The 19,629-nt window shown below is 31.8% G+C and carries 24 protein-coding genes; 19 read left to right on the top strand and 5 right to left on the bottom strand.

Annotated elements, in window-relative coordinates:
* Nucleotides 1-106: 106 nt before the first annotated feature.
* From MHB61_RS06025 to MHB61_RS05980, 10 genes are all read left to right on the top strand, one after another.
* The gene (locus MHB61_RS06025) at nucleotides 107-1,132 is read left to right on the top strand and encodes a YdcF family protein (protein WP_014570391.1); all 1,026 of its coding nucleotides are present in this window, start codon (nucleotides 107-109) and stop codon (nucleotides 1,130-1,132) included.
* Nucleotides 1,133-1,388: 256 nt separating this feature from the next.
* Nucleotides 1,389-1,874, top strand: a complete 486-nt coding sequence (locus MHB61_RS06020) for a lipoprotein BA_5634 family protein (RefSeq protein ID WP_003130517.1) — start codon at nucleotides 1,389-1,391, stop codon at nucleotides 1,872-1,874.
* 197 nt (nucleotides 1,875-2,071) lie between these two features.
* Nucleotides 2,072-2,554, top strand: a complete 483-nt coding sequence (locus tag MHB61_RS06015) for a TspO/MBR family protein (protein WP_003130518.1) — start codon at nucleotides 2,072-2,074, stop codon at nucleotides 2,552-2,554.
* A 118-nt stretch (nucleotides 2,555-2,672) separates the two neighbouring features.
* Entirely contained in the window at nucleotides 2,673-3,074 is a 402-nt protein-coding gene (locus MHB61_RS06010; RefSeq protein WP_003130519.1) for a DUF2177 family protein, read from the top strand.
* A gap of 3 nt (nucleotides 3,075-3,077) precedes the next feature.
* Entirely contained in the window at nucleotides 3,078-4,874 is a 1,797-nt protein-coding gene (locus tag MHB61_RS06005; RefSeq protein WP_010905447.1) for a DAK2 domain-containing protein, read from the top strand.
* Nucleotides 4,871-5,644: a DUF1295 domain-containing protein gene (locus MHB61_RS06000; protein ID WP_010905448.1), complete on the top strand. Its 774-nt coding sequence runs from the start codon at nucleotides 4,871-4,873 to the stop codon at nucleotides 5,642-5,644. Before MHB61_RS06005 ends, MHB61_RS06000 begins: the two co-directional genes overlap by 4 nt.
* Nucleotides 5,645-5,790: 146 nt before the next feature.
* Nucleotides 5,791-6,153, top strand: coding sequence for a YxeA family protein (locus MHB61_RS05995; protein ID WP_010905449.1), 363 nt, complete (start codon nucleotides 5,791-5,793; stop codon nucleotides 6,151-6,153).
* Nucleotides 6,154-6,272: 119 nt separating this feature from the next.
* Nucleotides 6,273-6,629: a glyoxalase gene (locus MHB61_RS05990; protein WP_137016304.1), complete on the top strand. Its 357-nt coding sequence runs from the start codon at nucleotides 6,273-6,275 to the stop codon at nucleotides 6,627-6,629.
* A gap of 228 nt (nucleotides 6,630-6,857) precedes the next feature.
* Complete coding sequence (locus tag MHB61_RS05985) at nucleotides 6,858-7,142, top strand: putative quinol monooxygenase (protein WP_003130528.1); 285 nt, start codon at nucleotides 6,858-6,860, stop codon at nucleotides 7,140-7,142.
* 143 nt (nucleotides 7,143-7,285) lie between these two features.
* Nucleotides 7,286-8,397, top strand: a protein-coding gene (locus MHB61_RS05980) for an IS3-like element IS981 family transposase (RefSeq protein ID WP_124175202.1) whose coding sequence is annotated in 2 segments (ribosomal slippage) — nucleotides 7,286-7,502 and nucleotides 7,502-8,397 — 1,113 coding nt in all. Because the reading frame shifts where the segments join, the coding sequence is not laid out codon by codon here.
* A 274-nt stretch (nucleotides 8,398-8,671) separates the two neighbouring features.
* Here MHB61_RS05980 and MHB61_RS05975 read toward each other — a convergent pair.
* The 4 genes from MHB61_RS05975 to MHB61_RS05960 all read right to left on the bottom strand — a co-directional run bounded on the left by MHB61_RS05975 (nucleotide 8,672) and on the right by MHB61_RS05960 (nucleotide 12,323).
* Nucleotides 8,672-9,370, bottom strand: a complete 699-nt coding sequence (locus tag MHB61_RS05975; protein ID WP_137016042.1) for a TIGR00266 family protein — start codon at nucleotides 9,368-9,370, stop codon at nucleotides 8,672-8,674.
* Between the two features lie 157 nt (nucleotides 9,371-9,527).
* Entirely contained in the window at nucleotides 9,528-9,908 is a 381-nt protein-coding gene (locus MHB61_RS05970; protein WP_010905451.1) for a hypothetical protein, read from the bottom strand.
* On the bottom strand, nucleotides 9,868-11,334 hold the full coding sequence (locus MHB61_RS05965) for a Y-family DNA polymerase (RefSeq protein WP_058221776.1): 1,467 nt from the start codon (nucleotides 11,332-11,334) through the stop codon (nucleotides 9,868-9,870). Before MHB61_RS05965 ends, MHB61_RS05970 begins: the two co-directional genes overlap by 41 nt.
* A gap of 455 nt (nucleotides 11,335-11,789) precedes the next feature.
* A complete protein-coding gene (locus MHB61_RS05960; protein WP_003130536.1) occupies nucleotides 11,790-12,323 on the bottom strand; it encodes a GNAT family N-acetyltransferase in 534 nt (177 codons plus the stop codon).
* Nucleotides 12,324-12,623: 300 nt separating this feature from the next.
* Between MHB61_RS05960 and MHB61_RS05955 the strand changes: the two genes are divergently transcribed.
* Nucleotides 12,624-13,133, top strand: a complete 510-nt coding sequence (locus MHB61_RS05955) for a hypothetical protein (protein WP_010905453.1) — start codon at nucleotides 12,624-12,626, stop codon at nucleotides 13,131-13,133.
* A 52-nt stretch (nucleotides 13,134-13,185) separates the two neighbouring features.
* On the opposite strand, the gene MHB61_RS05950 is transcribed toward MHB61_RS05955, so the two are convergent.
* Nucleotides 13,186-13,617, bottom strand: coding sequence for a MarR family winged helix-turn-helix transcriptional regulator (locus tag MHB61_RS05950; RefSeq protein WP_137016039.1), 432 nt, complete (start codon nucleotides 13,615-13,617; stop codon nucleotides 13,186-13,188).
* A gap of 100 nt (nucleotides 13,618-13,717) precedes the next feature.
* Here MHB61_RS05950 and MHB61_RS05945 point away from each other — a divergent pair, with 100 nt between their 5' ends.
* The 8 genes from MHB61_RS05945 (at nucleotide 13,718) to MHB61_RS05910 (ending at nucleotide 19,578) form a co-directional block, all read left to right on the top strand.
* Nucleotides 13,718-14,131 (top strand): Ohr family peroxiredoxin, encoded by a 414-nt coding sequence (locus tag MHB61_RS05945; RefSeq protein WP_003129491.1) that lies wholly within the window; start codon nucleotides 13,718-13,720, stop codon nucleotides 14,129-14,131.
* A gap of 526 nt (nucleotides 14,132-14,657) precedes the next feature.
* Nucleotides 14,658-15,227 carry a thymidine kinase gene (locus MHB61_RS05940; protein WP_003129492.1) on the top strand — a complete coding sequence of 190 codons (570 nt, stop codon included), beginning with the start codon at nucleotides 14,658-14,660 and terminating at the stop codon, nucleotides 15,225-15,227.
* Nucleotides 15,228-15,282: 55 nt separating this feature from the next.
* Complete coding sequence (locus tag MHB61_RS05935; RefSeq protein WP_003129493.1) at nucleotides 15,283-15,726, top strand: hypothetical protein; 444 nt, start codon at nucleotides 15,283-15,285, stop codon at nucleotides 15,724-15,726.
* A gap of 17 nt (nucleotides 15,727-15,743) precedes the next feature.
* Nucleotides 15,744-16,817 carry a peptide chain release factor 1 gene (gene prfA, locus MHB61_RS05930; RefSeq protein WP_003129495.1) on the top strand — a complete coding sequence of 358 codons (1,074 nt, stop codon included), beginning with the start codon at nucleotides 15,744-15,746 and terminating at the stop codon, nucleotides 16,815-16,817.
* Nucleotides 16,817-17,344: a hypothetical protein gene (locus MHB61_RS05925; RefSeq protein ID WP_003129496.1), complete on the top strand. Its 528-nt coding sequence runs from the start codon at nucleotides 16,817-16,819 to the stop codon at nucleotides 17,342-17,344. The genes prfA and MHB61_RS05925 overlap by 1 nt, the downstream gene beginning before the upstream one ends.
* A gap of 62 nt (nucleotides 17,345-17,406) precedes the next feature.
* The gene (gene nfsA / locus MHB61_RS05920) at nucleotides 17,407-18,162 is read left to right on the top strand and encodes an oxygen-insensitive NADPH nitroreductase (protein ID WP_003129497.1); all 756 of its coding nucleotides are present in this window, start codon (nucleotides 17,407-17,409) and stop codon (nucleotides 18,160-18,162) included.
* Between the two features lie 105 nt (nucleotides 18,163-18,267).
* Nucleotides 18,268-19,080: a peptide chain release factor N(5)-glutamine methyltransferase gene (gene prmC / locus MHB61_RS05915; RefSeq protein WP_010905456.1), complete on the top strand. Its 813-nt coding sequence runs from the start codon at nucleotides 18,268-18,270 to the stop codon at nucleotides 19,078-19,080.
* A 33-nt stretch (nucleotides 19,081-19,113) separates the two neighbouring features.
* Nucleotides 19,114-19,578, top strand: coding sequence for a GNAT family N-acetyltransferase (locus MHB61_RS05910; protein WP_003129501.1), 465 nt, complete (start codon nucleotides 19,114-19,116; stop codon nucleotides 19,576-19,578).
* Nucleotides 19,579-19,629: the final 51 nt, after the last annotated feature.

The raw sequence follows: 19,629 nt of genomic DNA, 5'->3' as shown, positions 1-19,629 counted from the left end.
TAATCAAAAATCTCACATTTGAACAGTGGGATTTTTTTAATACATGCAAAGAGATTAGGATAGAAGGCTATGTTATAATGGAATAGATTAAACACAAGGAGTTTGAATGGCTTTTTTAATAATATCCCTGATTATCATGCTAATTGGCCTGCTAAGATTAAAAATCAATAAACGAAGTATAATAGGAGGAATTTTTCTAGCCTCAGGTCTGATATTGAGCCTAGCCTCTCTGTTTTTTGAATTATTAAACCTTATTTATCTTTATCTTCCGTCGGGTGATTTTGCAACCTTGATCATTGCTTATGGAATCCTTCCCTTAATATTTTTATTGGTCTGTGGATATTTCATTTTTAACTCAAAAACAATGAGAACTAAAGAAGGTAAAAGTGCCACTGCAAAATTATCTGCTCTATTTGGCTTAAATTTACTTATTGCCTTTCCAGCACTCTTTATGTTATTCACATTTTCAACAAAAACAATACCACAAATAATCTGGTATATTCTTCTTTATATTTTACTTATTGATATAATTCTCTGTTTTTTGTTTGCAGCCTATATTTTATATTCATGGATGAGCCAAATGATTCCTTTACAAAAAAAGATAGATTATATTATCATTTTGGGTTCAGGTGTTAGAAGTGAAGAAGTTCCACCCTTGTTAAAGAGTCGATTGGACAAAGGAATTGAATATTACCAGAAAAATCCTACAGCCAAATTTGTTGTTAGTGGCGGACAGGGGGCGGATGAGCCTGTATCAGAAGCCTTCGCCATGCGAAAATACCTCCACTCACAAAACATTCCTAATCATCAAATTCTTTTTGAAGATAAATCCACCACTACTTATGAGAACATGTTATTTTCTAAAAGGATAATTAATGAGGATTGGTCAGATAAAGAAATGCTCCCTTCAATCATTTTTTCAACCAATAATTATCATGTTCTCAGAGGAAGTTTATATGCGCAAAGAGTAAAATTAAAAGCCCAAGGAGTAGGGGCACCCACAGCACTTTATTTCTTACCTACGGCCTTAATTCGTGAATATATCGCATTACTTCTACATAGAAAAATTATTCTTTTTAGTGTATTGGGAGGTGTCTTACTATTCATCATTATTTCCCTTCTTCCTATTTAAAAAAGTTAGCAAACCTCAAGAAAGAATCTCTTTCTTGAGGTTTTTAGTACTCATTTTTTCATTACAAAAATGTAAGAAGGAGGCATCGGACTTGATGTTAGAATGAAAGAGTAGCTAAATTGTAAAAAGAAAAAAAGGAAAGATATAGAATGAAGAAAATACTAATAGCGCTAATTATCATAGTACCAATTGCCATTACCGGATTTCTCGGTTATGACTTTTTCAAAAAAATTTTGCTCATGTTCACGGTATAATCATGTATAGTGATAATAAGGATGAAGCAGACACTATATTAGAAAATAATAAAAAATATATTGATAAAAGTTTAACTGTAGAAGGTAAATACAGTTCAAAATCAGATGTCTTAGTCTTGAATACTCAAGCTGCTAATAAATTAATAAATGAAAAAGTTTTTAATAACGTAACCAAAAAAGGAGACAAGTTTAAATTTAAGACAGTAGAAAACTTATCAGCCGAGCCAGCTTTGTGGACAGGAAAGGAAGATAAAACAATAACTGATGATAAAGGACAGTCAGTGAAACCTAAAAGTACAAAATATATTGTTCTAGGAGAATACAGTGCTACTTCTAAGCTATTGATTCTTAATGATGAAGATTATCAAAAATTTGATGCAAAAGCTAAATTTGTAAGTGTAATAAAAGAAAAACGAGATGCTGATAAAGTCCTTAAAAGCTACATTACGAGTGGTTCAATTCCCTCACAGATATTCCCTTACAAATAATAAAAACTACTAAAAATAACTCTTATAAAATGTTACTGGAAATTTTTCCAGTGACATTTTTATTTTTTAACAAATTAAAGATGATTATACTAAGTTATAAGGTTATCAAGCGAATAAGACAGCTTGACTCACTATTTATGTAATAATATAAGTATAGTAATCAAAAGAACTCATGTATATTAAAAGGGAGAGAAATTATGACTAGTAAAAAACTAAAAGCATTGGGACAACTAATATTATTTATTGTAGGAATTGAACTAATTGGTGGCCTATCTGGCCTCTTGGCGGGGGATATTAAGGGGATTTATAATAATCTTAAACTCCCACCCCTAGCTCCACCAGACTATCTTTTTGGGATTGTTTGGCCTGTATTATATGCTCTTATCGCCATTTCCGCCTATTTGATTTTTTATAAGCTGAAAACTCAAAGAAGTGAGGGACAAAATGCTTTATTCTATTTTGGAATACAACTTATCTTAAACTTTATTTGGAGTATTATTTTTTTCAAAGGCTATTTTTGGTTAGGAGTTATTATTATTCTCTTACTAGATTTTATTGTTTATCTCTGCATCATTAAATTTTCAAAAATTAATAAGTGGTCTGCATTCCTTCTAATTCCTTATTTTATTTGGATTATTTTCGCAACATATTTGAGTATATCAGTTGCTATCTTGAACTAAATAATTTGAGGAGAATCTGATGGTTTGGGCAATAAATAATGATTATATAACATAAAAATTTTGATATTTATAAGTATATACATCTGTAAAACTGAAAGCTATAGATTGGAGAAGAATAATGAATTTTATTAAACCCTTTATTATAAGTGGAGTAATTTTTTTAATTTTAGATATTTGCTGGCTCTTTTTTGCAAATAAAAAAATCTATCAGCCAAATATTGGTAACTTGATGGGAGATTTTAAAGTTATTCCGGCCATTATCTTCTATATTATTTATCTAGGAGCACTAACATTTTTTGTATTAATGCCCGGACTTGAAAAAAATAGTATAACTTACGTCTTACTGAGTGGTGCTCTACTAGGATTAGTATGTTATTCTACATACGATTTAACAAATTTGGCATCAATTAAAGACTGGTCACTAATGGTAACAATAATTGATATTATTTGGGGGACTTTTGTAAGCTCTTTGAGTGCAAGTCTTTCATTTCTTGTGATTACAAAGTTTATGGAAGGATAAAGAATGGAAAAGGTAAAATCTGAAGACCGTCTACTAGAAAGTATCATAGCAGGAGCGCAAAAGGTTATTAACGGAAAGGATGAACTAAACAAAATAAATGTATTCCCAGTTGCCGATGGGGATACAGGGAGTAATTTAGCATCTTTAATGCAAACAATTATTGATAATTTATCTAATAATAATTATTCAACGAACCTTTTATTTGATGAAGTAGCTTCGGCAGCGCTCATTGGGGCTCGGGGAAATTCTGGAATTATTTTTGCCCAGTACTTAAATGCCGTTTCAGATTATTATAGTGTATATGAAACTAACTTAGAGATACTTGTTTTAGCTTTCAACAGAGCAGTAAAGAGCGCCTATGATTCTTTGATTGAGCCCAAAGAAGGAACGATTTTATCAGTTATGAAAAGATGGGCAGAAGTATTACTGATTACTTTTAAAGAAAGTACATCTTTTGAAAAAGCCTTGCTAGAAGCAAAAGGAGAAGCTTGGAAAGCTCTTAAGGAAACACAATTTCAGATGTCAATTTTAAAAAAGAATAAACTCGTTGACTCTGGAGCGAAAGGTTTTTACTACTTTATATCTGGTTTTACTGACGCTTACTGTGGAGAAAAAGTAAGTAAGATACAAGAAGGACTTATCCCCAGCATAAAAGAATTAAATACAGAAGATATTAAAGAACACTTTATATCTGAAGCACCTAAAAATAGGTATTGTTCAGAATTTATTATCAAAGAACCCCTAAAACAAGAAAAGGACTTAAAAGAATCACTAAGGAGATGGGGAGATTCTTTAGTTATTGCTGGAAATAAAAAACAAATAAAGATTCATATCCATACTAACCATCCGGAAAATATATTAGCACTGTTAGAAAAAACAGGAACGATTATCTATCAAAAAGTTGATGATATGCAATTACAATATGAAATATCACAAAATAGAAAATCATCCATTGCTATTGTCACAGATTCTGTTGCCGATCTATCTGCTGATTTTATACTTGAAAATCAAATTTTTGTTTTACCTTTGAATGTTTCAGTAGGTGAGCAAGCCTTTTTAGATAAACTTACAATCAATCCTCAAATTTTTTCAGAAAAGTATAATAAGAATTTAAAAATGACAACTTCTCAACCAAGCATTCAATCTGTTGATTCACTTTTCTCCTTTTTAGAAGGAAAATATGAACATATCATCGTGATTTCAGTTTCTTCAAAACTAAGTGGCACTTATCAACTTCTCAACCAAAGAATTACAGCAAAGAAATCCTTAGAAAACCGAGTACATCTTATAGATTCCAAATTAAATTCAGTGGCTCAAGGACTACTAGTTAAACAAGTTGCCAAATTGATTAGTGAAGAGCGTTCTATTGAATCAGTACTTAATGAAACAGAAAAAATAACTGACCGGATATTTATTTATGTGGTAGTAGAAGATTTATCGCCAATGATAAATTCGGGAAGAATTCCAAAAATTTTGGGAGAAACCGCACAAAAACTTTCAATGCATCCAATTATTAGTCTTGATAAAAGAGGAAACGGAAAGCTGATTGGTGCTTCTTTTAGTCAAAATAAGAGTATGGATAAAATTTTGAAAAAAATTAACCTATTGTCAAAAGAAGGACAAATCGAAGAATTAGCTTTGACACATGTTTTATCCGAAGAATCAGCCTTAAAGATAAATGAACTATTGAAAGAAAAAACTACTAAAAACTGTGAAATTATAGACAGTTCAGCAGCAATTGGAATTTCTGCAGGGATTGGAAGTTTAGCAATTGCCGGACTATTAAAGGAGGTCAAATGAATTATATAGCCGTTTTGGTAACTTTATTACTTTATTTCATCTGTTGGTTTCTTATTGCGACATCTAAGAAGAATTACGGATTGATAGATATTGCTTGGGGCGGAGGATTTGTTCTTACAGCTGTGGTCTCTTATTTATTTTCTCCGAGAATTACGATTCAAAATAGCCTAATCTTAGTATTAGTCATATTATGGGGAGTACGTTTAGCAATTCATTTAGGAAGACGAAATTGGAATAAACCCGAGGATTATCGCTATACAAATATGCGTAAGAGGTGGGGCAATAATTTTCCAAAATTGAAAGCTTTTCTAACGGTATTTATGGTGCAATATCTTTTGTTAATCATTATTTCACTCCCAATTATTCAAGTCAATTCAAATGTTAATTCTCAATTTTATTGGTGGCAAATTTTAGGTATAATAATTTGGATATTTGGCTTTATCTTTGAAGTTTTTGGAGATCGTCAGTTAGAAGTCTTTAAAAAACTACCCCAAAATAAAGGAAAACTATTGACTAGTGGCCTGTGGTCACTAACACGACATCCTAATTATTTTGGCGAGTCAATGTGTTGGTGGGGAATATTCTTAATCTCTTTGACGACTTTATCAACGCTTTGGTTGGTTATTAGTCCACTATTGATTACTAGTCTCCTTTTATTTGTATCTGGTGTACCAATTCTTGAAAAAAAATATAAGAATCGTGAAGATTTTAAAGAATATGCAAAAACTACCCCGAAGTTTGTTCCTTTTATTGGTAAAAAGGGCTTGTAGACTAAGTTCTCAATCATAAAGGCCCATAATTTTAGTAATTTCCTTTTTATTCTTATATAAAACAACATTCGTATGCTTTCAAAATTGTAAGCTTATTAATCCAGCTCCTTGATATAATAAGGGTATAAAATAAAGGAGAATATATTGTGAAGAAAGTATTAGTAGGATTGTTAGCTATTATGGTTATGATAATCGCTTCTGGATATACATATTATAAAATGAATTATGGTGGGGAAAGTTACTATGTTCAAATATTAGTTAATGGTGAGCGGGAAGAGACGACTGCTGATGATCATACACCAATGGTAATTTATCACTACAAACTTGATTCTTTCAATTCAAAAGGAGATAAAAAGTTAGTAAAGTTTATGGCTAGTCATAATTTAAGAAACCAAGCCTATTTAGAACTGACTTATAACAAGCATAAAGGTGTAACAAACTGGAATGAGGTCCAAGAGAAAGAAATACCAAAACCTGCATTAAAAGAGCTACAAAGCTTAGAAAACTAATTTCTATTTTCCTTATCTAGATAAAGAATTTGTAAGCTAGGGAGCTAAAAGAAGTTAGTGGATAGATTAAATATTTTAGCGATATAATGATAGTGTGAAAGGAAAAAAGGAAAATAAATATGGCTTTTAATATCTGTGTAAATCTTTATGTAAAAGAAGTAGATTTTTTCAGGTCAATCGGTTTTTTAGAAATTGAAAGACATAAGATGGAAAACTCAGATTCAGTTGTAATTTCACCGCTATCAGATGGCAATGCTTTTTTACAAATTTGGGATATCGAGTTTATAAAAAAAGTCTCACCCGAAGTTGCGAATGATAAACCTTCATTACTATTCACAGTATATAATATAGAAGAGATGAATGAAAAATTAAAGAAGATTACTCCTACAACAAGCGACTTGATGGATGCTAACGGGAAAAAAGCATTTAATTTCCAAAGCCCTTCGGGTAACTATTATGCTTTTATGGAAATTTAATCATATCTAATTTTATAATAGTACTTAAAAACTGTCATTAAAGGCAGTTCTTTTTATTTAAATGAGAAAATGAAGAAATCATATAAATTTTTATTCTGTGTAATCTAAAATATTTGCAAAAACAAGTAAAATATTTTATTATATGACTTATCAATCATTGACTCGTCAAGTATTTATTTTTCCAAAAATTGAAAAATAAACATTAATAAATAAAAAGGAATAAAAATTATGATTATTGTAAATGCTAAATTTTATATTAAAGAAGATAAAAAATCTCAATTCTTAAAAGAGATAGAAGGTCTGATTTCAGCTTCCAAAAAGGATGAAGGATGTCTGGAATACTCTCTTTATGAATCTACGGATAATCAGCTAGAATTTGTGATGATAGAAAATTGGGAATCACAGGAAGCTATCGAAAAACATAACACTAATCCCCTTTTGCTAGCATTCGCTAAGAACTTGAGCACTTATAGTTCAAAAAAACCAGTTCTACAAATTGCGGAAACAAAGTAAAAAATAATTAACAATATAAAAAGATAGAGCAAGAAAAGTATTGCTCTATCTTTTTATATTATAGGGAAAGAAATTAGTGAAGAATTGATGTTATCCTTAAATCTTAGAGTCACTATTGTATAATTTAGACAAAGGACAAAAACATGCAAAAACGCTACTCAAAAGAATTTAAAGAAACCCTTATCGCTTTCTATCATTCTGGTCAATCCGTCACCCAGCTGTCTAAAGAATACGACGTGGCCCCTGCAACAATTTATAAATGGATAGACCTCTACTCTAAATCTAATGAAAGCTCCGTCTCTAAAGCTGATTTTCTAGAATTAAAAAGACAACTGGCTAAAGTTAAGGAAGAACGAGACATCTTAAAAAAAGTATTGACCATATTCGCCGAGAAAAAGAAGTGAGTGCTGCGGATATGGCTCAAACCATACAAACTTTAGCACTCAATGTCAGACTAAGCTGTCAACTCCTTGATGTTCCTGAATCAAGTTATTATGAACGGATTAACCGACATCCATCTAAAACTCAATTAAGGAGACAATACCTGTCACTCAAAATTTCTCAACTCTTCAATGCTAACCGAGGAATCTATGGTGCTCCTAAAATTCATCATCTTCTACTTAAACAAGGGGAAAAAGTCGGGTTAAAACTGGTACAGAAGCTAATGAAACAACTTCAACTCAAGTCTGTAGTCATTAAGAAATTTAAGCCTGGATACTCACTAAGTGATCACATCAATCGAAAAAATCTCATACAGACTGAACCTACAAAGAAAAATAAGGTTTGGTCAACCGACATTACTTATATTCCTACTCAACAAGGATGGGGTTATCTCTCAACCATTATGGATCGTTATACTAAAAAAGTCATTGCTTGGGATTTGGGCAAGCGAATGACTGTAGAATTAGTGCAAAGAACTTTAAATAAGGCCATTAAATCACAAGACTATCCAGAAGCTGTTATTCTTCATTCTGACCAAGGAAGCCAGTATACGAGTCTAGAGTATGAAGAGTTGCTTAAGTATTATGGGATGACTCACTCTTTCAGTCGAAGGGGATACCCTTATCATAATGCCAGTCTTGAATCTTGGCATGGACATTTAAAAAGAGAGTGGGTGTATCAATTTAAATATAAGAACTTTGAAGAAGCCTATCAGAGTATTTTCTGGTACATCGAAGCCTTTTATAATTCAAAACGAATCCATCAAAGTTTAGGGTATCTTACACCTAATCAATTTGAAAAGGTAAGTGCTTAAAATAAATAGATTAAAATTCTACGTTTGTTACTCTAAAAACTTGACTTAACGTCAAATCTTCTAAGGTTTAGAAGGTAAAACTGGGAAAGGAAAAGTAATCGCTCAACTATATTTTAGATATGGAAATATTACTGGATTCCTTTATAACAATGCATTATAGAAACTAAAATAAAATTTAGTGTGCAGAATTTAAAAGACATAAAACAACAAGATATTATTGAAAAATAAGGAAACTTATAAAATAAAAAGCCACTAAAGTTTAGTGACTTTTTATTTATCCTTTACTTGGTATGAATGGAATGATTGACTGTGCGAGGGCTTCAACATTTCTACTTTGAATCAGGATTTTTCCCTTACCTCGAAATTTATTAACTAACCCTTCTCCTGTCTTAAAACCAAATGTTCCGGAAGCAACTTCAATTGAATAACTCAAAGATTCAGTCCATGCTAAAACATGTTGATTATCAACTACAAAATCTTCTGTTCCATCAAGATCTATTTCTACAATATCCCCGTAACCGCTGATTAACATCTTTCCGCTGCCCTGTGTTTTCATCACAAAAAGACCACCAGTTCCTCCAAATAATGCTCCATCTAATTTTTGACGTTCCATTATGTAATGGACACCACCCTCACTAACGAGGAATGCCCCTGTGTTAAGATTCCACTGCTCTTTACCGACAAGAATTTCCTTGATCGAACCAAGGCTAGCAGGAGCAAGCGAAATTTTACCATTTGCACCTATTGCGCTTGCCTTAGTAATAAAGAAACTTTCTCCACTTGTAATTGAACGACCAAGAGCTTTTAAAGCACCTCCAAGTCCTCCTTTTCCATTGCTGTTCATTTTTCCTTCAAGTTTAACAGCAGCGTTATGATAGACCATCGCTCCAGACTCAATTTGAATCTCTTCATTATTGTCAAGACTAATCTCCACTAGTGGTGCCATTGATGTTGAACTTAGTTGATATTCCATAAATCTTCTCCTTTTTGAACTTATTCTTTAAACAATTATATCATGAGATGTCATCTGAATAAATATTAAAAATTATTCTTATTTATGAAATTATTGTATTCAAAGAAGCTATAGTAATAAAAAAGCATGTTTGGACATAACATGCTTTTTTCATTAATTATGAAATATTTATAATTTTTTCGATAGATATGAGGTGAATTTTATCTGTGGATTTTATTCTAACTTGATTATTGATAAATTCTGATACAAAACCAAAAACTTCAGTTATTTTAACCTTAGATTGATATTTAATTTTGACTTGTACTTGATTAGTAAATGACTGGTTGAGAAGATGAAGTATAATGTGATGTGATAAAGGTTGTAAGATTTTATCACTATTTTGCTCTTTAACAAATGCATTTTGGGCCTCGGTTAACTCTCCGGTCGCAAATGATCCCCATTTCATCATTCCTCTATCCTGATATGCTCGAATGACTTCATAGGAACTATAAGAACGGTCAACTGACATCTTTATCCTCCTTATTTTGACTTGCTGCATGACCTCCAATAAGTTTATTTCGATAAATCACACGTGAACCTTCGGATAAACTACTTGCTTTTTGAATGGATAGAAAATCGAATTTTTCTCTGATTTCGTCAATGGCTTTTTGAAGGGATTCCTGCTTTTCGTTGAATTGATTTTCTTCAACAGTTTCAAATAAAGAAAGTTGTTTGACCGAATTATCAGAGAGTTGATTGCCACTTATTCCTATTTGCCTTACTGCTCCACCTTGATATTTTTCACGAAATAAAAGAATTGCGAGGTCTTGCAGTTCCTTTGTATTTTGTGTTGCTTCAATATTGCGTGAAATCTTAATAGAAGAGTGTTCAGAGCTTGCTGCAGCACCCACATAAAGTGAAAGATTGCTTGCCATTCTTCCTCCCTTTCTTAGCCTTATCGCTAAGTTTTCAGCCATTTCTTTAATCACAAGTTCTATTTCTTTTTGTTTATGGTAGTCACGAGGTAGAATTTGAGAATTGCTGAAGCTAGAAGATTTAGGAATATATTTTTCCCTTACATTACTTTCATCAATTCCATTTGCATGGAAAAAATGTTGGAGTCCAATTGTGCCTAATTTTTGTTTAAGGAGAAGAGGGTCAGCATTTGTAAGCTCTTTAATAGAACTGATTCCTAACTTGTTCAAACGTTTCTCAGTTCGTTTTCCAATTCCCCAGAAGTCAGTCATCTTAGGAAGAGTCCAGAGTTTACTAGGCACATCTTCATACCGTATTAATGCTCTCATATTCTGATTATGTTTGGCATAGTTATCCATGGCAAGTTTTGCAAGTAGAGGATTATCACCCATCCCTACAGTTACATAAAGCCCTAACTTATCCAAAATCTCACGTTGTAAATCTAAAGTAATCAGATTCATTTGCTCATATCGGTTTCTAATATCAGGATAGAAGAAGTTAAGAGATTCTGTGATATCTAAAAATGATTCATCAATTGAGTAAGAGTGAATTTCTTCAATTGATGTGTAATTGGTTAGAATTTCAGTAACTTTGATTTTATAATCTACATAGAGCTGCATTTGAGGCGGAACAAGCCATGTTCGTTTTGCCCAGGATTCGATGAAAGCGACATGCTGCAAAGTTGGTTCAGTCCGTTGTCCGTAAATATCCGTATGTGTTCGATACCATTGTGGGAAATTGAATTTCCTTGTTTCAATAATAAAGGGTAAATCACTGGCACGACTTATGTTTTTCATTCCAAAGACTTTTTTAAAAGTAGGACTAGAGGCAAGCGTTAAACCTTTAGTGTTATCTGCACGACTCATGACGCAAAGAGAAGTTGTCAAAGGGTTAAGATTTCGTTGAACGCACTCAATAGAAGCGTAATTTGATTTGACATCTTCAAAAAGGATAGCTCTGCGAGGTTCAAGTGAGTAGTCAAAAAAGTTATTTAATTTATGTTTATCCATCTCTCCCCTTCAGTAACATATTTAATACAAAACATCTGTTTATCTGATATTATACTCTAAAAAAAACCATTAATCAATGGATAATATCAGAAAAAATAGTAAAAAGATAAAAAATATCTCAGTTTGTTCCTTCCCCAAAAAAAGAGCTTATTTTCTGCTATAGCTAGATTTAGAGAAGGCAAAGAAGTTGTGTATTTGATTCATTATTTAAAAATATTTAAGAATAATTGATGTAAGTTTTAGGAAAAATTACAATTTTTGAGAAAGATATTTAATCAGTTAAAATATGCAAATATTACTAGTCCTCTTAGTAGCAATGAATTAAAGAAACCAAAAAAAATTTAATGGATAGAATTTAAAATAAATTTAAAAATATTGTTAAAAAAAAAAGAAAGTTTATAAAATAAAAAACCACTAAAAGATTAGAGGTTTTTTACTAATTTTTAGATTTTCAATTATTTAAGACAAAATTCATAAAATACGCAATCGTCCCATCCTTTGTTATCAAAGCTCTTGAGATTGGTTCTCCCGCGAAATACAAATTGATGTTTTTCATAAAGTTTCTGTGCAGGTGTATTTTTAAAATTAGTATCTAATCTAATAGTTACCATACTATTACTTTTGCCAAAATCTTTAATAAAGTTGATCATGGCACTTGCAATTCCTTGATTTAATTTTTTAGGATCTATAACTAAAGTATGGATTATCAATATTTGATTAGGATCAAGCTCTGGAGTGCTCCAGGTAATATTTTCATACTCTTTATCTGATTGATTATTTAGAATCACAGTTCCTGAAACAATATCATTTGAATCATAACAAACAAAGAGCTGAGATAAGTCAATTGCTTTTAGAGCTGTATCAATTGAGGGATAAATATTTTTTATCCAACTCGTTTGTTTTTCATCAATCAATGGTAAAGAATTATCATAGAATTTAGCAACTGCGGGTTTATCTTGCTCTGTAGCAAGGCGTACAAAGTATTTCATCTTATATTCTCCTATTTTGAGGTTGGAAAATTATAGCATAAAAAAGCATGAATGTAAACCTTTTCTTTGGTTTTTATCTGGGATTTTCGTATATGTTATCAAAGTGGTATAATGCATGCTTTATATGTTATGCATTTCGTGTTGTTCTTAAGTATTGTTTAACAAGCATTTAAGGGGTATAGTTTTTTTATATAACTAAAAAAGTCAGTTTTTTTCATAATTGGTATTGTTTTGATGTAATGTATATGGTACAATGCTCTTTGTGTGTGTAATTTGAAAAAAATAAAGGAAAAAATAAAAATGAAAATAAAAAAAATTATCATAGCAGCCACCACTTTTGCAATAGTTTTTAGTACGTGTATTGGTATTAAATCATTAGCGGATAATTATTGGACTGGACATGGAGAAATTCAGACAATTAACAACAATATTGATACACTATCAAATCGGGTTAAAAGTAAAAATCAAGTAATTTCTGATTTAAATCAGACCATAGCAAACTTAAAAAGTTCAGTTGATTCACAAAGTTCACAAGTCAATTCTTTGCAAACTCAATTAACGCAAGCTAATGTTGACAAACAAAATGAAATTAATGCAAAGATAAATGAAATCAATACAAAAATTGCAGAAGGGAATCAAAAAGTAGCTGATAAACAAAAAGAGGTTGATACAGCAAACCAAACAATTTCTCAATTAAACCAACAACTTAATGATTTAAGGCAAAAGTCTGGACAGGACAATGATCAAGCATTGCGAGAAGTTCAAGATACTCGAGCAAAATCTGATCAGGCTGTAAAAGATGCACAATAAATAAAAAAACCTGACTTAGGTCAGGTTTTTTTATATAAATAAGCATAAATATTTAAATTTCTGTTTTCAAACTTTTATTTAAAGTAAGTAATTGCGAGAGAAGTAAGTCATAATTAATATTCTCGTTGCAAGAAACTAAACTGTCACCAATTTCAAGAGAGATAGAAGGTAATTCCTTTTTAACTTGTGCTCCCTTATCTGTGAAAAATAACTCAACACTTCTTTCATCTTTATCAGAACGTTTTCTTACAATGTATCCTTTTGCTTCCAATCTTTTTAGCAGAGGGCTTAATGTACCAGAATCTAAAGAGAGTTCTTCGCCTAATTTATTTATTGTCATCTTGTTTTCAATTGCTAACATAGCGATAAATCCAGTATAAGTAAGCGAATATCTATTTAAATAAGAATTATATTTTTTTATGATTTCCTTTGAAGCAATGTATAATTGAAAACATAATTCCTTGCTAAGAATATTGTCTGTCATATTTTCTCCTATCATTTCATTATATCTGAATCTATATATTTGTCAAACGTAATTGTATTCAGTACAATTATATTGTAAACAATTTAAAAAGGAGATTTCAATGAAAAAAATATTTTCTACAAAAATGATAAATATTGGCGGTCGAAATGGCGAAGTCCATTCTCCAGATAAAAGTTTTAATTTAGATATTGTTGCACCAGGCAGAAAGGTTGAAGGAGCAACAAATCCAGAGCAATTATTTGCTGCAGGATATAGCGCTTGTTTTAATAGTGCTTTAGACTATATTAAGAAATCAAAAAATATAGAGGGTGAATCAACTATTGAAGTTACAGTTTCTCTCTATAATTTAAGTCAAAATGAAATTCCAGATGTAGTATTAGGAGTTGATATTACAGGACATATCGAAGGAGTGGGTACTGAAGAAACAGAAGAACTCTTGAAACTAACACATAAAACTTGCCCATATTCCCGCGCTACTCAAGGTAATATTGAAGTAACGATAAAGGCTATCTAAAAGATTATTCTAAAATCAGTTTTCCAAGATTAAACTTTTTACTAAGTTTAGGGAGCGCAAAACTCTTATTATTTTTTGTTTTGATGATATACTGAAAATAAAAGATAACAATAATTAATGCAGGATTTAAAATACAAAAATCAGCGAGGAGCTTATTAAAAATTTTAAAAGTAAAAAAGCCAATAACAAAAATATTGGTTTTTTTACTTTAAAAAATTCCAGAATAGGTGTTTTCATCTCGAGTACAATAAAGAATAAGAAAATAGATAAAAGGATCTTATTACTAAGAAATTATAAAGATATACATTAAATGAAGTAACCTTTCCAACCTTTGATGGATTAATAAAACAGAGAGAAGGGTTAAAATATAAATGAAATATGATATAATTTAAGTTGTGTTTTAATTTGACCTCATTGAGTAAAAATTAGAGAAATCGAGAAAGTTTATGAAGTAATCTTTAAAGATTTTGAAGTACAGAACTTTTGATATCAATGGTATAGAAGCTAAAAAATAAAAGGAAAAGTAATGGCGCAATTATATTTCAAATATGGGACGATGAATTCAGGGAAATCAATTGAGATTTTGAAAGTGGCTCATAATTATGAGGAACAGGGTAAGCCTGTTTTATTAATGACTTCTAGTCTAGATACACGCGCAGGGGTTGGGACAGTTGCTAGTCGAATCGGGATGAAAGCTGAAGCTGTCGCAATTGATGAGGAAATGTCTGTTTTTGATTATGTGAACAGCCTGCCAGCTAAACCTTTTTGTGTGCTGATTGATGAGGCACAATTTTTAAATAAAAAACATGTCTATGATTTTGCGCGTGTTGTGGATGAACTAAATGTTCCAGTCATGGCTTTTGGTTTGAAAAATGATTTTCGTAATGAGCTTTTTGAAGGCTCAAAATATTTACTTTTGCTTGCGGACAAAATCGAAGAAATTAAAACAATTTGTTGGTATTGTAGTAAAAAGGCAACAATGGTGATTCGGACAATTGATGGAAAACCAGTTTATGAAGGTGAACAGTTGCAGATTGGTGGAAACGAAACCTATATTCCTGTTTGTCGTAAACATTATTTTAAGCCAGAAATTTAAAAAATAAGATTAGAATTTTACACGAACAGACTTTATATCAAGAGGGAGGAACTCGATGTTTTATCATTTTAAAGGAACGATTACTGGTGAGGATTATCAAAGAATTCTTGGTCAAATGACCAAGCGGATGATGCTTGTTTTTTCAGGAATTATGCTTATTTTTTTGGTTATTAATTTATTTATGAGTAAGGGGCAATGGCTTTGGCCGGTTGTTTCTGCTTTACTTGTTCTTGTTTTAGGAAATCTTTTTTTACATTGGCAATTGAAAAGTCGTTTTTTGAAAAATTTTAAGCCACAAGAACTTGATATGTATGTGACAGAGGAACAAATTAAAGCTCAAATGAATGTACGTAACGTTGAAATTTTTTCAGATCGTGTGCACTTTTTTCAAGGTAGAAATCAAGTGATGATTTTTAAAAAAGACATGCTGCAAGATCTGACACAATGGGATTCGTTTGTCAATATGGCCAAAAATTTACCATTACAAACTAAAAAATAATTAAAGGAAATAGAGAAATGTTTGATCAGTTAGAATCAATAGTTGGAAGATATGAAGAATTGGGTGAGTTATTGTCTGACCCTGAGGTGGTTTCGGATACAAAGCGTTTTATGGAATTATCGCGTGAAGAAGCAGATTTACGTGATAAAGTAGCGACTTATAATGAATACAAAAAAGTTCTTGAAACAATTTCTGATAGTGAAGAAATGCTTGGCGAAGGTGGACTTGATGATGATATGAAAGAAATGCTCAAAGAAGAACTTTCATCAGCAAAATCACAAAAAGAGCTTTTGGAAGAAGAAATCAAAATTTTGCTTTTGCCAAAAGACCCAAATGATGGAAAAAATATTATTTTAGAAATTCGTGGAGCTGCTGGTGGTGATGAAGCTGCACTTTTTGCTGGTGATTTGTTGAATATGTACCAACATTTTTCTGAATCACAAGGTTGGAAGTTTGAAATTATGGAAGCAAACATCACCGGAATTGGTGGATATAAAGAGGTTTCAGCTTTAATTTCTGGTCCATCTGTTTATTCAAAATTGAAATATGAATCTGGTGCTCACCGAGTACAACGTGTTCCTGTAACCGAAACACAAGGGCGGGTCCATACATCAACGGCTACTGTTCTTGTTATGCCTGAGGTTGAAGAATTTGAGATGACAATCGACCAAAAAGATTTACGTGTGGATATTTACCATGCCTCTGGTGCTGGTGGACAGAATGTCAATAAGGTTGCTACTGCGGTACGTATGGTCCATTTACCAACTGGGATTAAAGTGGAAATGCAAGAAGAACGGACGCAACAAAAAAATCGGGATAAAGCTATTAAATTGTTGAATACAAAAGTCTTTGATTACTATCAACAAATTGAATTGGATAAGCAAAATGCAGAACGTAAATCAACTGTCGGAACTGGGGATCGTTCTGAGCGGATTAGAACTTACAATTTCCCACAAAACCGTGTGACTGATCACCGGATTGGCTTAACTTTACAAAAGTTGGATAGTATTTTATCTGGGAAAATGGATGAAGTGATTGATGCTTTGATTGTCTATGACCAAACTAAAAAATTAGAAGAATTAAATAAATAATGGATTTTGAATTTGAAGGTTTTGTTATTCGAGAAGTGGGACATGAAAATAGGAAAATGCAAACTTCAAAAAAGGTGAATAATGTTTCAACAGATGTGACTATTTTTAAAGTCAAAGGCTTTGATTTATCTTTTGATTTACTTTATTGTAGGGGGGAAAATGGAGATGTTTGGGTAGTTGCGGAAAAGATAGAGTCTCTTTCTAAACATTTGCACCGAGCGCAAAGAACTCGGATGTCAATTGAAAATTATAAAGAAAAGCAATATTGTCGACTTTGGCAAGAAGTAAAAAAAGATGAAGACTGGAGTCGGACCAAGAAAAGTTTACCTTTGTCTGAATTGGGAAAATACAGTAAAAATCCTTTACGTCAATCTTTCTCAGAACTTGGAGCAAAACTTGGAACTTTAGAAGAGTTGGTTTCCGAAACGAATCAAAATCGAAAGCAGTATGCTTTGCTTTTTCCAGCTCAAGAAGTAAAAATCCCTTTATGTGCTTATCTTTTAACTCGAATTTCACCTCTTATTTAGTAGAGAATCTTGTAAAATAATGATTATTTATAAAAATTATTAGTAGTGAGGAACTTATTTTGATGAATGATGAAACAATCATGAATCCAACGATTGAAAAAATGTTGCTCCACGCATCAGTTCGTGATTTTAAAGCAGAGCCTTTGTCAGCTGATGTCAAGGAGTTGTTGATAAAAGCTGCACAGTCTGGAGCTTCATCTAATTTTCTACAAGCTTATTCAATCATTGAGATAGCGGATAATGATTTACGTCGTGAACTGGCTAAGATATCAGGTTCAGATGATTATGTGAATCAAACAGGTGTTTTTTATATATTTGTGGCTGACTGGTATCGACAAGCTCAGATTTTACAAACGGAAAATAAGGATGTGAAGGCTCTCCAGAATATGGAAGCATTGACGGTTGCCATTGTTGATACTACAATTGCTGCACAGAATATGGCGATAGCTGCAGAATCTATGGGGCTTGGAATTTGTTATATTGGTGGGATTCGTAATGATATTGCTAAAGTGGCAGATTTACTGGATTTACCAGAATTGACTGTTCCACTTTTTGGTCTTACAATTGGGATGCCAAAAACACGAAATGAAGTTAAACCACGTTTACCAAGAGCAAATATTTTGTCAGTAAATGCTTATAATCGTGTGACAGTGAGTGATTTACAGGCTTATAATGAACAAACTTCAGATTACTATGCCAATCGGAGTCATCATCAAAAGTCTACTGATTGGACGCAGGAAATGAGCAATTTTCTGACAAAGCCACGGCGTGAGGATGTTGCCAAATTTTTGAAAAAGCAAGGATTTACATTAAACTGAAAAGTTGATTAAGCCTGATTTTATTGGGCTTTTTTGCTATACTTGGAAGAGTAATTTAAAAAGATATTAGAAAAATAATTAATATTGGAAAGTAGAAAAAGAAAAATGCTTTGGATTGAAGCTGTGCGAACTTTGTCAGCAGATTTAGAAGACCCTTTTGAGTTGGAATTTGTCTGGCGAAATTTACATGAACTTAATAAATTATCTTGGTTGAATTTAATGCGAGAAAAAATTACTGACCAAGAATTAAAATTACTGACAGAAGTGTCAAAACGTCTTCATCAAAATGAGCCTCCACAATATATAGTGGGTTGGGCAGAATTCCGTGATTTGAAATTGAAGGTCGATGAGCGTGTTTTAATTCCTCGTCCTGAAACTGAAGAATTAGTAGAAATGATTTTGGCTGAAAATGAGAAAGATTCCCTCAAAATTTTAGATATTGGAACAGGGTCAGGAGCGATTGCCATTTCTCTAGCTCAAGCGCGTGAAAATTGGTCAGTAAAAGCTTCTGATATTTCTAAAGAGGCACTAACTTTAGCAGCTGAAAATGCTGAAATAAATCAGGCTAATTTGGAATTCATTCAATCAGATGTACTAGATAAAATTACTGACAGCTTTGATATTATCGTTTCTAATCCGCCATATATTGCTTTTGATGAAACTTACGAAATGGATAATTCTGTCATTAAATATGAACCTGATTTAGCGCTTTTTGCGGAAAATCAGGGATTAGCAATTTATCAAAAAATTGCTGACCAAGCGGTCAATCATCTGACTGATAATGGAAAAATTTATTTGGAAATCGGCTATAAGCAAGGGCAAGCTGTGCAAGCTATTTTTCAAGAAAAATTTACTGACAAGCTTGTTAGTATTCATCAGGATATATTTGGAAAAGATCGAATGATTAGTGTCAAGTGATAAAAGCTACTGTTGCTATATTTAAGGAGAAAAATGAATTCTTTAATTTTTGAACAAGTATTTCAGCAAAAAGAAGATTTTTTACCAATATTATTATTAGCTGATGATGGACCACATTTAGAAAATTATCTGGAAAATGGAGATTTATTTACTCTGTCTTTAAAAAATGGCAAGACCGTTGCCTGTGCTGTAGTCATAAAAAAACAAAAAAATACTTTTGAAATTGAGAATTTCGCGGTAGAAACTAGTTTTCAAGGACAAGGATTCGGTCAGCAAATGATGAAACAACTCATCACATATTTGAAAGAAAATTTAGCAGCTGATGAGCTAATTCTTGGAACAGATGATGTTTCAAACAATGTAGCTTTCTATGAAAAATGCGGCTTCACAATTACTCATAAAATTTCCAATTATTTTCTTGATAATTGTGATCATCCTATTTTTGAAGGAAAAGTTCAGTTAAAAGATAAAATATATTTAAGAAAGAAGTTAAAATGAAAGTTGAAAATGATTTACGAACAATGTCCTCTTTTTTGCAAGTGCAATTAA

It is taken from the genome of Lactococcus sp. FSL K6-0773 (assembly GCF_038006485.1).
In the GTDB taxonomy this organism is placed as follows: Bacteria; Bacillota; Bacilli; order Lactobacillales; family Streptococcaceae; genus Lactococcus; species Lactococcus lactis.
This window is presented reverse-complemented; position numbering and strand designations above follow the sequence as displayed.

Excerpts from the sequence above, each read along its gene's own strand:
- MHB61_RS06025 (WP_014570391.1), top strand. The coding sequence starts at position 107 with ATGGCTTTTTTAATAATATCCCTGATTATCATGCTAATTGGCCTGCTA.
- MHB61_RS05960 (WP_003130536.1), bottom strand. The coding sequence starts at position 12,323 with ATGAAATACTTTGTACGCCTTGCTACAGAGCAAGATAAACCCGCAGTT.
- nfsA (WP_003129497.1), top strand. The coding sequence starts at position 17,407 with ATGAATGATGAAACAATCATGAATCCAACGATTGAAAAAATGTTGCTC.
- MHB61_RS05950 (WP_137016039.1), bottom strand. The coding sequence starts at position 13,617 with ATGACAGACAATATTCTTAGCAAGGAATTATGTTTTCAATTATACATT.
- MHB61_RS06015 (WP_003130518.1), top strand. The coding sequence starts at position 2,072 with ATGACTAGTAAAAAACTAAAAGCATTGGGACAACTAATATTATTTATT.
- MHB61_RS06000 (WP_010905448.1), top strand. The coding sequence starts at position 4,871 with ATGAATTATATAGCCGTTTTGGTAACTTTATTACTTTATTTCATCTGT.
- MHB61_RS05925 (WP_003129496.1), top strand. The coding sequence starts at position 16,817 with ATGGATTTTGAATTTGAAGGTTTTGTTATTCGAGAAGTGGGACATGAA.
- MHB61_RS05955 (WP_010905453.1), top strand. The coding sequence starts at position 12,624 with ATGAAAATAAAAAAAATTATCATAGCAGCCACCACTTTTGCAATAGTT.
- MHB61_RS05990 (WP_137016304.1), top strand. The coding sequence starts at position 6,273 with ATGGCTTTTAATATCTGTGTAAATCTTTATGTAAAAGAAGTAGATTTT.
- MHB61_RS06005 (WP_010905447.1), top strand. The coding sequence starts at position 3,078 with ATGGAAAAGGTAAAATCTGAAGACCGTCTACTAGAAAGTATCATAGCA.
- MHB61_RS05910 (WP_003129501.1), top strand. The coding sequence starts at position 19,114 with ATGAATTCTTTAATTTTTGAACAAGTATTTCAGCAAAAAGAAGATTTT.
- MHB61_RS05985 (WP_003130528.1), top strand. The coding sequence starts at position 6,858 with ATGATTATTGTAAATGCTAAATTTTATATTAAAGAAGATAAAAAATCT.
- MHB61_RS05970 (WP_010905451.1), bottom strand. The coding sequence starts at position 9,908 with ATGCAGCAAGTCAAAATAAGGAGGATAAAGATGTCAGTTGACCGTTCT.
- MHB61_RS05945 (WP_003129491.1), top strand. The coding sequence starts at position 13,718 with ATGAAAAAAATATTTTCTACAAAAATGATAAATATTGGCGGTCGAAAT.
- MHB61_RS05975 (WP_137016042.1), bottom strand. The coding sequence starts at position 9,370 with ATGGAATATCAACTAAGTTCAACATCAATGGCACCACTAGTGGAGATT.
- prmC (WP_010905456.1), top strand. The coding sequence starts at position 18,268 with ATGCTTTGGATTGAAGCTGTGCGAACTTTGTCAGCAGATTTAGAAGAC.
- MHB61_RS05935 (WP_003129493.1), top strand. The coding sequence starts at position 15,283 with ATGTTTTATCATTTTAAAGGAACGATTACTGGTGAGGATTATCAAAGA.
- MHB61_RS05940 (WP_003129492.1), top strand. The coding sequence starts at position 14,658 with ATGGCGCAATTATATTTCAAATATGGGACGATGAATTCAGGGAAATCA.
- MHB61_RS05965 (WP_058221776.1), bottom strand. The coding sequence starts at position 11,334 with ATGGATAAACATAAATTAAATAACTTTTTTGACTACTCACTTGAACCT.
- prfA (WP_003129495.1), top strand. The coding sequence starts at position 15,744 with ATGTTTGATCAGTTAGAATCAATAGTTGGAAGATATGAAGAATTGGGT.
- MHB61_RS06010 (WP_003130519.1), top strand. The coding sequence starts at position 2,673 with ATGAATTTTATTAAACCCTTTATTATAAGTGGAGTAATTTTTTTAATT.
- MHB61_RS06020 (WP_003130517.1), top strand. The coding sequence starts at position 1,389 with ATGTATAGTGATAATAAGGATGAAGCAGACACTATATTAGAAAATAAT.